The organism is Roseovarius sp. MMSF_3350 (assembly GCF_030733425.1).
GTDB lineage: Bacteria > Pseudomonadota > Alphaproteobacteria > Rhodobacterales > Rhodobacteraceae > Roseovarius.
Genome location: NZ_JASHIZ010000017.1, coordinates 16,581 through 29,085, shown reverse-complemented (window position 1 = coordinate 29,085; position 12,505 = coordinate 16,581). Strand labels below are relative to the sequence as shown.

Annotated in this window: 9 protein-coding genes; 8 read left to right on the top strand and 1 reads right to left on the bottom strand. The window is 63.6% G+C overall.

From position 1 onward, the window contains the following. The first annotated feature begins 28 nt into the window (after positions 1–28). The 3 genes from RBB31_RS15465 (at position 29) to RBB31_RS15455 (ending at position 6,698) form a co-directional block, all read left to right on the top strand. Positions 29–1,327 (top strand): acetyl-CoA carboxylase biotin carboxylase subunit family protein, encoded by a 1,299-nt coding sequence (locus RBB31_RS15465; RefSeq protein ID WP_306130205.1) that lies wholly within the window; start codon positions 29–31, stop codon positions 1,325–1,327. Between the two features lie 183 nt (positions 1,328–1,510). Beyond that, positions 1,511–3,523 carry a CocE/NonD family hydrolase gene (locus RBB31_RS15460; RefSeq protein WP_306130204.1) on the top strand — a complete coding sequence of 671 codons (2,013 nt, stop codon included), beginning with the start codon at positions 1,511–1,513 and terminating at the stop codon, positions 3,521–3,523. Between the two features lie 541 nt (positions 3,524–4,064). Beyond that, complete coding sequence (locus RBB31_RS15455) at positions 4,065–6,698, top strand: phosphoenolpyruvate carboxylase (RefSeq protein ID WP_306130203.1); 2,634 nt, start codon at positions 4,065–4,067, stop codon at positions 6,696–6,698. A 5-nt stretch (positions 6,699–6,703) separates the two neighbouring features. Here RBB31_RS15455 and RBB31_RS15450 read toward each other — a convergent pair whose 3' ends face one another. Continuing rightward, complete coding sequence (locus RBB31_RS15450; RefSeq protein ID WP_306130202.1) at positions 6,704–7,534, bottom strand: LysR family transcriptional regulator; 831 nt, start codon at positions 7,532–7,534, stop codon at positions 6,704–6,706. 106 nt (positions 7,535–7,640) lie between these two features. Between RBB31_RS15450 and RBB31_RS15445 the strand changes: the two genes are divergently transcribed. The 5 genes from RBB31_RS15445 to RBB31_RS15425 are packed head-to-tail and all read left to right on the top strand — an operon-like array spanning position 7,641 to position 12,435. After that, positions 7,641–8,240: an amino acid synthesis family protein gene (locus RBB31_RS15445; RefSeq protein WP_306130201.1), complete on the top strand. Its 600-nt coding sequence runs from the start codon at positions 7,641–7,643 to the stop codon at positions 8,238–8,240. Then, the gene (locus RBB31_RS15440) at positions 8,212–9,000 is read left to right on the top strand and encodes an alpha/beta fold hydrolase (RefSeq protein WP_306130200.1); all 789 of its coding nucleotides are present in this window, start codon (positions 8,212–8,214) and stop codon (positions 8,998–9,000) included. Before RBB31_RS15445 ends, RBB31_RS15440 begins: the two co-directional genes overlap by 29 nt. Further along, entirely contained in the window at positions 8,997–9,911 is a 915-nt protein-coding gene (locus RBB31_RS15435; RefSeq protein WP_306130199.1) for a flavin reductase family protein, read from the top strand. The genes RBB31_RS15440 and RBB31_RS15435 overlap by 4 nt, the downstream gene beginning before the upstream one ends. A 2-nt stretch (positions 9,912–9,913) precedes the next feature. Beyond that, positions 9,914–10,948 carry an LLM class flavin-dependent oxidoreductase gene (locus RBB31_RS15430; protein WP_306130198.1) on the top strand — a complete coding sequence of 345 codons (1,035 nt, stop codon included), beginning with the start codon at positions 9,914–9,916 and terminating at the stop codon, positions 10,946–10,948. Between the two features lie 8 nt (positions 10,949–10,956). Then, positions 10,957–12,435, top strand: a complete 1,479-nt coding sequence (locus RBB31_RS15425; protein WP_306130197.1) for an aldehyde dehydrogenase — start codon at positions 10,957–10,959, stop codon at positions 12,433–12,435. Positions 12,436–12,505 lie beyond the last annotated feature (70 nt).

The following is a 12,505-nucleotide window of genomic DNA, read 5'->3' as shown; positions in this document are numbered from 1 at the left end:
AATTGGCGTTGAGCGCTGAGGGAGTGATATGACAAAAAACGTTTTCGTCGTCGGAATGAACGAATTGAACGCGGCGCGACTGAAGCGCCTTCGAGGCGTCGAGGACGTGTCTTTTCACCCGCTTCTGACCTCTGCCGAGGTCTCGGACACGCAAATTTTCGACATTCCCGATATGCTGCGCCGGGCCGAGGAGACGCTGGACGCCTTCGCCGGATCGATCGACGCGATCGTGGGCTATATCGATTTTCCCGTATCCACCATGCTGCCGCTTTTGTGCGAGAAATACGGTGTGCGGAACGCGTCGCTGGAATCGCTGCTGAAATGCGAGCACAAATACTGGTCGCGCAAGGTGATGGCCGAGGTCATCCCAGATCACGTGCCGAACTTCACCGCCTTCGATCCGTTCGACGACGAAGCACTGTCGAAGATCGGCGAAGCCGGCCTGCGGTTTCCGTTTTTCGTGAAGCCGATCAAGTCGTCGGGCTCTCGGCTGGGGTTCCGCATCGACAGCCCGGAGGATTTCGCCTATGCCACCGAAGCCTTCCGCGCCGAGATCAACGAAATTTCCGAGCCGTTCAACTATATCCTGAACAAGGCGAACCTGCCCGAGGACGTGAAGGCCGTTGAAGGCCATTACTGCATGGCCGAGCGCGTCATTGGCGGCCGGCAATGTACCGTCGAGGGATATGTGCACGAAGGCGAGGTGGTGCCCTACGGCGTGGTAGACTCGATCCGCTATCCGCAGGTGCTGAGCTTTTTCTACTATCTCTACCCGTCCACCCTGCCGCCGCGCATCCAGGAGCAGATGGCCGAGATCACCAAGACGGTGATGAAGCATATCGGCTATGACAATGCCGGGTTCAACATCGAGTATTACTGGGACGAGGTGCAGAACCAGATATGGCTGCTGGAGATCAACACGCGCATCGCGCAATCGCATTGCGACCTGTTCGAGATGGTCGACGGGGTCAGTCACCAGCAGGTGACGGTGGACCTCGGCCTGGGCCGCAAGCCGGACATGCCCAAGGGCGAAGGGCCTGAAACCGTGGCGGCGGAGTTCTTCTACCGGGTGTTCTTCAACGACGCGACCGTCGCGCGCGCCCCCTCGCGTGCCGAGGTCGAGGTCGCCGCCGAGCAGGTCGAGGGGACGCGGATCACCTCTTATGTCAGCAAGGGCTCGAAGCTGTCGGAGCTGCCGGAGCAGGACGCCTACAGTTATGCGGTGGCGTCGGTCTGGATGGGCGCGCAGAAACAGTCGAAGCTGCTTTGGAATTACGAGCAGGTGATGAAGAAGCTGAACTACGAATTCACGGATATCGTGGAGTAGGGCGGCGGCGCGCGGGATATCTGGCCTGGCGCGTCGGCGCGATGGTTCCGGGAGTTCCGTAACGTCGAGATCCCGGGTCCAGGCCCGGGATGGAAAGTGCACGTGGCATCGGCTGGACATCCGGTGGCGTGGGCGATACCCGGACGCCCGAATGCCCATGCCCCTGATACCCGAGCCGTTTTCATGAAAATCGACCACCCGCTGCCGCAGACCATCCGCGAGATCGAGCACCTGCAAATCCCCCTGCCGGACGGAACGCGGCTGGCCGCGCGGGTCTGGATGCCGGAAGGTGCCGAGGCGCGGCCGGTACCGGCGATCCTGGAATACATCCCCTATCGCAAGAACGACAAGACGCTGGAGCGCGACCATGCCCGTGCGCCCTGGATGGCCGCACAGGGCTATGCCTATGTTCGGGTCGACCTGCGGGGGACCGGCGAATCCGAAGGCCTGATGACGGACGAGTACACCGAGACCGAGCTGCAGGACGGCTGTGACGTGATCGCGTGGATCGCCGCGCAGGGCTGGTGCGACGGCGGCGTGGGCATCGTCGGTATTTCGTGGGGTGGTTTCAACGGGCTACAGCTTGCCGCTTTGCGCCCGCCGGCGCTAAAGGCGGTGGTGACGATCTGCTCGACCGACGACCGCTATGCCGATGACATCCATTACATGGGTGGCACGGTGCTGGGCGATCACCTTTCCTGGGCGTCGGTGATGTTCGGGATCAACACGCTGCCTCCCGACCCCGCGCATGTGGGAGACCGCTGGCGCGCGATGTGGGAAGAGCGTCTGGACGGATCGGGCCTGTGGCTGGAGAACTGGATGCAGCACCAGACCCGGGACGATTTCTGGAAGCATGGATCAGTCTGCGAGGATTTCTCGGACATCGAGGTGCCGGTCTATGCCGTCAGCGGCTGGGCCGATGGGTATTGCCGGGCGGTGTTCCGGCTGGTGGAGAACCTGAAAGGCCCGGTCAAGGGGCTGGTGGGGCCGTGGGCGCACCGCTATCCGCATCTGGGCGAGCCGGGGCCGGCCATCGATTGGCTGAGCGAGGAAGTGCGCTGGTGGGACCAGTGGATGAAGGGCCGCGACACAGGGATCGCCGACGAGCCGCCGTTGCGCGTGTTTCTGCAGGATCACGCCAGGCCGCAGACGCATTACGACAGCCGGGAGGGTGCGTGGATCGACCTGCCAGCCTGGCCCTCGCCCGAAATCACGCGGGAGGCGTTTGCGCTGGACGCGGAGGGTGGACTTGGAAAAGGCGGCAAGGACGGTATCCTGGATGTATGCTCGCCGCTTTGGGTCGGTCGGCATGGGGGAAAGTGGTGCTCTTACGGGCATCCAGGCGACCAGCCCGGGGACCAGCGGCGAGAGGATGCCGGAAGCCTGACCTTCGAGACCGCGCCGCTGGACGCGGACCGTCACATGGTGGGCGATGCGAACCTGGTGCTGACCTTCAAGGTCGACCGGCCCGTCGCGCAGGTGGCGGCACGGTTGATGGACGTGGCGCCGTGCGGTGCGGCGACGCGGGTGAGCTATGGCCTGCTGAACCTGACGCATCGCGGCAGTCATGAACATCCCGAGACGCTGGTGCCGGGGCAGTCCTATACCGTCACGGTACCGCTGAAGCACGTGGCGCAGACCTTTCGCGCGGGGCACCGCATCCGGCTGGGGCTGTCGACCAGCTATTTCCCCATCGTCTGGCCTGCGCCCGAGCCCGTAACGCTGAGCGTAGTGACGCCAGAGAGCTGGCTTGAGCTTCCGTTGTGCGATGCGGTGCCGGAGGCGGTCGAGGCGGCCTTTGGTCCGGCGCGGGCGGCGGAGCCGCTGGAACTGGACGTGGCGCGGGCGCCGGGCGCGACCTGGCAGCTTTTCGAGGATGTCGACACCGGGCGTCTGGGCATCGAGGTGACGGACGACGAAGGCGCCGCGACGATCATCCGGCAGGATTTCTTTCACGGCGCAAGAGGGCAGGAGCGATATTCGATCCTGCCCGTCGATCCGCTCTCGGCCGAAGGCGAGACAAGCTGGACCCACGAGATGCGGCGCGACGACTGGAGCGTGAAGACGGTCACCCGGACGCGCATGACCTGTACCGCCACGGATTACCTCGTGACGGCGCGGCTGGAGGCGTTCCTGAACGGTGAATGCATCCGCGACCTTGATTGGAATGTTCGGATTCCGCGCAATCACAACTGAGTATGGTGTGACCGGGGCCACCTTGACCGGCGGATGTCGGGAACGGCCGCGGTGCGCTGCCACGTAGGGATCAACGCGCCTTCCGACGACCGGGCCCGGGCTTTCATCGACGCCTTGACCTTGTGAGGTCCGCCCCGGCACGAGCGGCGGTTTCGATGCATTCACTGGTCAGGCGCCAGTGTTGGAAGAGAGTTGCCTTAGGTCGATTCCCTGGCCGGGGGGGCGTTGGTGGTGCGTCCACGTCTCTGCCTACCCGGTTGGGGAGGACTTCAAACTCAAGTGTAGGTAGTCAGCCTCGGGCGTGCTGTGGCACTTTGCCGGCTTGGGTCATCCTGCGAGGCGGGTGGATTCACGCTGTGTTCTGTCGCAATTCCGAAGTCCGGCGCCGGACAGGATTGGTAGGATCGCGACAAGAAGGGAGGGAAATCATGTTCGAGGGATGTGCCAGAAGGTGCTGTGACCAAAGAAAAAAGAGCCTGGGCGAACATCTTGCCGGCAAGACCACTGAGGACTCCGGTCGAGTGACGCGGGGTGATCCTTGATGCTCTCCGCGCTGTTGAATGCGGCCTGTGACGTGGCGGATGGCGAGAGCTATGCCGCCGATCTGCGGCGTGAGCTTTTCACACTTTGGGGCCAGGTGTTGAAACGGCGCGCGCCGCATGTGGCGGAGTGGGCGCAAAGCGATACCGAGCATGTCATCCCAGCGGGGCCCGGCGCGGTGCCCTATCTTCAGGCGCTGAACATCTGGTTCCAGCTTTTGCGCATCATCGAGGAAAACGCCGCGATCCGGGACCGGCGCCAGATCGAGACGCAAAGCGGGGCGGAGGCCGTTCCCAGCAGTTTCGCACAGGCGTTGGCGCGCGAGGACTTAACCCCCGAACGCTTTGCCGAAATATCTCAGAGCCTGTCCGTCGGTCCGACCCTGACGGCGCATCCGACGGAAGCCAAGCGCGTCACGGTGCTGGAGATTCACCGCCGGATATATCGCAACCTCGTCTCGTTGGAGGCGCAACGCTGGACCAGCCGGGAACGCGCCGCGATCCTGTCGGATATCGAGGGCGAGATCGATCTTTTGTGGATGACGGGGGAGTTGCGGCTGGAGCGCCCCGACCTCAGCGACGAGATCGAGTGGGGGCTTCAGTTCTTTCGCGACGGAATTTTCGATGCAGTGCCACAGGTGTTCGAACAGTTCGAGCAGGCGGCCGCGCACAGGTTCGGTACGTGCGATGCGCTTTCCCCTTGCATCCGCTTTCATTCCTGGATCGGCGGCGACCGCGACGGCAATCCGAACGTGACCGCCGACAGCACCGCCCATGCGCTGAAGCGGGCGCGCGATGCGGTGATGAACATGTACAAGGAGCACCTGCGGATTGCGGTTGAACGCTTGAGCATCAGCAACAGGATCGTGCCGCTTGACCCGGAGGTGCAGGGCGAGATGGAACGTCTGGCTTCGTTGTCGCCGAACCGGGAGCGCAACCCCAACGAGCTGTTCCGGCAGGCGATATCGGCGATTTTGCATCGACTGGAGACGTATCGGCACATCAGCCATTTCACCGCCGACCTCGAAGTCGTCGAAAAGGCGCTTGCCTCGGTCGACGCCGTGCGACTGGCGCGCCGCTACATCCGTCCGATCCGGTGGCGGGCCGCGGTGTTCGGCTTCAGCATATTCACGCTGGATATTCGCCAGAACTCCACGGTGACCACGGACACCATCGCCGAGATCTGGCGAGGCCGGGACAGCGGCGAGGTGCCGGAATATGGTGATCCCGCTTGGTCGAAGCGGTTGCGGGCGGAGCTGGCCGAACCGAAATTGCCCGAGCCCGACCCGAATGCGCTGTCGGATCAGGCCGTTGAGCTTCTCAAGCTGTTGAACCTGATGTCGAAGCGCCAGTACGGCCCGGATCCCGCCGCGATCGGCCCGTTCATCCTGTCGATGACCCGTTCCTCGGACGACCTGTTGGGGGTTTTCCTGCTGGCCCGTTACGCGGGCTTCGGCGCCGAGACGCTGGAGTTGAAGGTCGTGCCGCTGTTCGAGACGATCGACGACCTGCGCGCGGCGCCGGAGATCCTTGTCGATCTGTTGAAGGTTCCCCTCGCGAAACGCAGCCTGACGCGGGACGGGCCCGCGATCGAAGTCATGCTGGGGTATTCCGACAGCAACAAGGACGGCGGCTTTGTCTGCTCGACCTGCGAACTGGACCAGGCGCAGCGCAAGATCACGCGGGTTCTGGCGTCGCAGGGCCTGAAGCCTATCTTCTTTCACGGGCGCGGCGGGTCGGTCAGCCGGGGCGGCGCACCGATGGACCGCGCCATTGCGGCCCAGCCGACGGATACCGTGAACGGCAGAATGCGCCTGACGGAGCAGGGCGAGGTCGTATCGGCCAACTACGCCAACCGCGGGACCGCGGCGGCGCATCTGGAGCTTCTGGCCTCGAGCGTGCTGAAGCATACGGCGGATTCAAACGATCCGCCCCGGGCGCCGGAATTCAACGACGCGCTGGATGCCCTGTCTGGCCTGTCGCAAACGGCTTATTCCACGCTGCTGCACATGCCCGGCTTCATCGACTATTTCCAGCAGGCCAGCCCGGTGGAGGAACTGGCCATGCTCAAGATCGGTTCGCGGCCCGCGCGGCGGTTCGGGGCGGCGTCGCTGGATGACCTGCGGGCCATTCCATGGGTTTTCGCGTGGTCGCAGAACCGGCACCTGATCACGGGCTGGTACGGTTTCGGCTCTGCCATGGAATCCTTTCGCAAATTCCAGGGCACGCGCGGGGAAGAGACACTTTTGGCGATGTTCGGGAAGACCAAGCTGTTCCGGCTGATCGTGGACGAGGTGGAGAAATCGCTGTTTCAGACCGATCTGGACATCGCGTCGGACTATGCGTCGCTGGTGACGGACGAGGACATCCGGCAGCGTGTGACCGAGGCCGTTCGCAGGGAATACGAGCTTGCCTGTGAGGGGATCATGTTCCTGACCGGGGAAAAGACCATTGCGGCGCGGTTTCCGCGCATGAGGGCCCGCTTCGACCGGATACGCCCGGGTCTGGACCGGATCAATGCGCTTCAGGTGGCGTTGCTGCGCGATGTGCGGTCGCGAGAGGAACCGAACCGGGTTTCCATTCCACTGCTGCAATCCATGAACTCGATCTCTTCGGGCCTGGGCTGGACCGGCTAGGCCGGTCAGTGCAGCAGAGAGTCGCGCAACGCCGCGGCCTGCCATTTGTCGCTGGTTATGGACAGGTGGTAACCTTCCTGGCTGGGGACCGACGCTGGATGCGCCTGGGTGACAAGCCCGGTTTCCAGCGCGTGCCGCGCCAGCCATGCATTCACCAGGGCCACGCCGTTGCCGTGGGCCGCGAGGTGGAGCGCCATGCCGTAGGTGTCGGTGTAGATGGACGCGCCCGGCACCGTCTCGGTCTGTCTCGACCAGGCCTGCCAGCCGGCGGAGGTGCCGACGGTTTCGATAAGCGGCAGGTCCTGCACGCCGCCCTCCAGCGTCGGGGCCTTCACGGCGATGAGGTGATCGGGCAGGATCGCCTCGGCCTCGGGACCGGCCTGTTGCGCGGAGCCGAAGCGTATTTCGACATCGGCGCGGGTGGAGTGAAAGTCATCCGGCCAGATTGCGCTGAGGATCCTGACCTCTGTTTGCGGGAAGCGGTTTCGGAATTCCGTCAGGCGAGGGGCGATCTTCCAATGAGCGACGCTGATCGAGGCGGCTATCGTAAGCAGGTTGCGGGCAGGGCGCGTGTCCATCCCGACCATGGCGCGTGACAAGGCCTGAAGCGGCGCGTCGACCTCTGGCAGGAGGCGGCGGCCCGCATCCGTCAGGGCCAGTCCTCGTGCGTGGCGAATGAAAAGCTGCACACCCAGCCGGGTTTCCAGCGACTTGATCTGCTGGCTGACCGCCGACTGGGTCAAGCCGATTTCCTCGGCCGCCGTGGTGAAGCTGAGGTGGCGTGCCGCGGCCTCGAACGAGCGAAGCCAGTTGAGAGGAGGAAGGGATTTCGTCATTGGATTAGCCAGCCATAAGTAGTGTTAATGGCTATGGGCATAATCCCTTTGTTTGTCAAAAATTTCCTGTCTTCCTACCGTGTGTCAGGAAGAAAAGGATGACGCGATGTCCCCCGAAATCAGGAAAATTGTGACGTTTGATGAAGAGGTGCTTGTCGAAGGATACCGCCCCGCCAGCACGCCTTGGCGCATGTTCGCGGTCGCGTTCGTGTTGCGCAATCCTTGGGCGAGCCGCTTTGTCGAAGACCTCGGTCCGGAAATTCGCGCGTACGGCCCCGCCCTTGGCAGGATGATGACCGACCGGCTGATCGGCCTTGCCGGCAGCGGCGCGGCGATCGAGGCCTACGGAAAGGCGGCTGTCGTGGGTCTTGATGGCGAGATCGAGCACGCGTCGGGGCTGATCCACACCCTGCGGTTCGGCAATTTCTACCGCGAAGCGGTCGAGGCCAAATCCTACCTTGCATTCACCAACACGCGTGGTCCAGCCAATGCGCCGATCATGGTGCCGCTGATGGACAAGAACGACGCCGGGCGACGCTCGCATTACCTGACCATTCAATTCGCGATCCCCGATGCGCCGCGCGATGACGAGGTTGTCGTCGTTCTTGGCGCCGCCTTGTCCGGTCGGCCGCACCATCGGATCGGGGACCGCTACCAGGATCTGAAGGATCTGGGCCATGACGTCGACAACCCTGCATCGGTCTGAGAGTGCGGGCCTGTCCGTGCTGGAGGCAGGCAAGGGGCGCCCCGTGGTGCTGTTGCATGGCGTCGGTCTGAATGCCCTGGCGTGGGGTGGGCAGATCGACGGTCTGAGCCGTGAGTTTCGCGTGATTGCGCCCGATATGCCCGGCCATGGGCAAAGCGCCTGCCTGAGCGCCCCGGTCACGTTATCGAATTATGTGGAGGCGGTTCTTCCGCTGCTCGAGGGTTTGTCCGAGCCTGCGGTCGTCGCAGGCCATTCAATGGGGGCGCTGATCGCGCTGGAGATTGCGGATCATTCACCGTCCAGCGTTTGCGCGGTTGCCGCGCTGAACGGGGTCTTCGAGCGTGCGCCGGAAGCTGCCGCGGCGGTGCAGGCACGCGCCGGCAGCCTGGACGGCGTGCGGAACCCGGACCCGGTCCCGACGCTTGGACGGTGGTTCGGCACGCAAAGTTCGCCCGAGCGGACCGCCTGCGACACGTGGCTTCGCGCGGTGGATCCCAAAGGGTACAAGATGGCCTACGCTGCCTTTGCCTTCGCCGAGGGTCCGAGCCGCGGGACACTGCGTGCTCTGGCCTGTCCGGCGCTTTTTGCCACGGGCGCGCGGGACCCGAATTCGACACCGGCGATGTCGCGGGCGATGGCGGAGCTTGCGGAGGATGGACGCGCGCTGATCGTTGAAGATGCCGCACACATGATGCCGATGACACATGCTGCGGAGGTGACGACGGCGCTGGCCGTTCTTGCGCGGGAGGTGTGGTCATGACCGATCTGGACACACATGCGCTACGCCGTGCCTTTGGCAGTTTCATGACCGGCGTAACTGTCGTGACGAGCCGGAACGCGGCGGGGGAACCCGTGGGGTTCACGGCCAATTCCTTTGCGTCGGTGTCGCTCGATCCGCCATTGTTGCTGGTGTGTCCGGGCAGATTCCTGTCGTCCTATGAGAGTTTTGCGAGCTGTGGGCATTTCGCCGTGAACGTCCTTGCCGAAGGGCAGGAGGACGTTGCGAATACGTTTGCCAGCTTCAAGGGCGACCGCTTTGCGCGGGTTCCGCATCGAGAGGACGCGCTTGGCAATGTGCTTGTCGACGGTACGATTTCGCAATTTTCGTGCCGGACGCATGAGGTGGTCGAGGCCGGGGATCATGCGATCCTAATCGGCGAGGTGAAGGCGTTCAGCCATGAGCCCGGGCGCGGCCTTGGCTATGCGGACGGCCGTTTCTTCAGTCTGGGCCTTGAGCGTGCTGCGCTGGAGCCGTCGGGACATACGGCGCTTTATGGCGCGATCATTGGCCAGGGCGACAACGTGCTGCTTGAAGCGACCGACGCCGGGTTTCGACCGCCGCAGGTCGTCGCGGAGGATCGTGTGAACACGCGCGAGCGCCTGGTGCAGGACCTGGGGCGCCGGGGACAGGCAGTATCTCTCGGGCCGGCCTATTCGGTGTTCGACGACTGCAAGGCTCAGTGCTCGTACTTCCTGGCGAGGGCCACGGGCGGGGACGGCGCCGGTTTCACGAGATGTGCCGTCGCCGACATTCCGGATCTGAAATTCGCGTCATCCGCGATCCGCGACATGATGATGCGATACGCGGTCGAGACGCGGACCCGCAGCTTTGGCCTTTACATCGGCGATGCGCGGCGTGGCGACGTGCACCAGCCACAAGAAAGGATCTGAGTATGGACTTTTCGCTATTCGTGCACATGGAGCGGCTGACGGAGGATCAATCGCACAAGCAACTTCATGACGAGATGATCGACCTGTGCAAGATGGCGGATGACGCGGGAATGCGCGCTGTCTGGACGGGCGAGCATCATGGCATGGAATTCACGATCGCGCCGAACCCCCTGATGTCGCTGGTGGATATCGCGCATCACACGAAGAACGTGAAGCTGGGGACCGGGACGGTGGTCGCGCCTTTCTGGCATCCGATCAAGCTGGCCGGTGAGGCCGCGGCTGCGGACCTGATGACAGACGGACGCATTGAACTGGGGATCGCGCGAGGGGCCTATTCCTATGAATACGAACGCCTGATGCCGGGCCTGGACGCGTGGGAGGCGGGTCAGAGGATGCGCGAGCTTGCGCCGCTGTTGCCGCGGCTGTGGGCCGGTGATTGCGCTCATGAGGGCGCGTATTTCAGCTTTCCGGCCACGACCGCCGCGCCGAAGCCGGTGCAGGAGGGCGGTCCGCCGATCTGGATCGCGGCCCGCGACCCCAACAGCCACGAATTCGGCGTGCATAACGGGTTCAACATCCAAGTGACGCCGCTGTGGCAGGGGCTGGACGAGATCGTCACGCTGAAGCAGCGGTTCGATGCGGCCTGCGACAGCCATGATGGCCCGCGACCCAAGATCATGCTGCTGCATCACACCTATGTCGGGTCCGACGCGGATGACGTCGCGCTGGCGGCGCGGGAGTTGTCCCGGTTCTACTGCTATTTCGGCGCATGGTTTCAGAACAAGCGCCCGGTCGAGAAAGGTCTGCTCGCGCCGCTCACAGAGGAGGAGATGGCGGCCAACACGTTGATGAGCGCCGAGAACATGGCGCGTGACCTGACCATTGGAACGGCGGATGATGTGATCGAGAAAATCAGGAAATACGAAGAGCTTGGGTATGATGAGTACTCGTTCTGGATAGACAGCGGGATGAGCTTCGACCGCAAGCGAGCCTCGCTCGAGCGGTTCATCGAAGACGTCATGCCGGCCTTCAGTTGAGGTGCAAAATGCAAAGCAAACCACATTTCCAGCTATTCATCGACGGGACGTGGGCCGAGGGTTCTGACGGCCAGACCATGGTATCTCAAAATCCTGCGAACGGGGAGAATTGGGCCACGTTTGCCTGTGCCTCTGCCGAGGATGTGGATCGTTCCGTGAACGCGGCGCGACGGGCGCTTGAAGACCCGGCGTGGCGCGACATGACCCAGACGCAGCGGGGCAAGCTTCTTTACCGGCTGGCGGACCTGATCGAAGAGCACGCGCCGGAGCTCGGCCGGATCGAGACGACCGATAGCGGGAAGCTGCTGGCGGAAACCGCGAGTCAGTCCGCCTATGTGGGCGACTACTACCGCTACTACGCCGGATTGGCGGACAAGATCGAGGGTGCGGTTCTGCCGATCGACAAGCCGGACATGCATGTCTTTACCCGCCGCGAGCCAATTGGCGTCGTTGCTGCGATTGTGCCCTGGAACGCGCAGATGTTCCTGACCGCGACGAAACTCGGACCTGCGCTTGCCGCCGGTTGCACTGTCGTCCTGAAGGCGTCCGAGATCGCGCCTGCGCCGATGCTGGAATTTGCCCGGCTGATCGAGAAGGCGGGGTTTCCCAAGGGGGTTGTCAGCATCATCACGGGAGATGCCGAGAACTGCGCCATACCGCTGACGCGCCATCCGGACGTGGACCGCATCGCGTTTACCGGCGGTCCGGATGCAGCGCGGCACGTGGTGCGCAATTCTGCCGAGAATTTCGCGGTCACGACGTTGGAACTGGGGGGCAAATCGCCCATCCTGGTGTTCGAGGACGCCGATCTTGAAGGGGCGGCGAACGGTTTGATCGCGGGCAATTTCGGAGCGTCGGGGCAAAGCTGCGTGGCCGGAACGCGCGGGCTGGTGCATCGGTCGGTGCTGGACGAGGTGGCGGCACGGATCGAGGACAAGATGAAAGATGTGGTTGTCGGCGATCCGCTTGATCCGGGAACGCAGATCGGTCCGCTTTGCACCGGCGACCAGCTGCGCAAGATCGAGGCGACGCTGGCCGCCGCCGTTTCCGGCGGCGCGAAGATCCGTTTCGGGGGTGCGCCGCTCGATTGTCCTGGAAACTACATGGCGCCGACGCTGGTCGAGTGCACTGACGCCGATACGGAAACGCTCAAGGTCGAGATGTTCGGCCCCGTCATGTCACTCTTGCCGTTCGACACGGAGGAGGAAGCCATCGCGCTTGCCAACGGCACGCCTTACGGTCTGGGCTCGGGCGTGTTCACGGAGAACGTGGCCCGGGCGCATCGCGTTTCGGCGCGCCTGAAGGCCGGCATTTGCTGGGTGAACACCTATCGCGCCGTCTCTCCGATTGCGCCCTTTGGCGGGTTCAACCAGTCGGGCTATGGCCGCGAAGCCGGGCTGGATGCGATCCGCGATTATACCTGCACGAAAACCGTCTGGATCAATACGTCGGACGCGCCGATGGCCAATCCGTTCGTGATGCGGTGAGATATCCGCCTTCGCAGGAACAGATACCGGTGTTGCGCAGTTGTGTGTTCTGAGGCCCCGTGGAAATGAC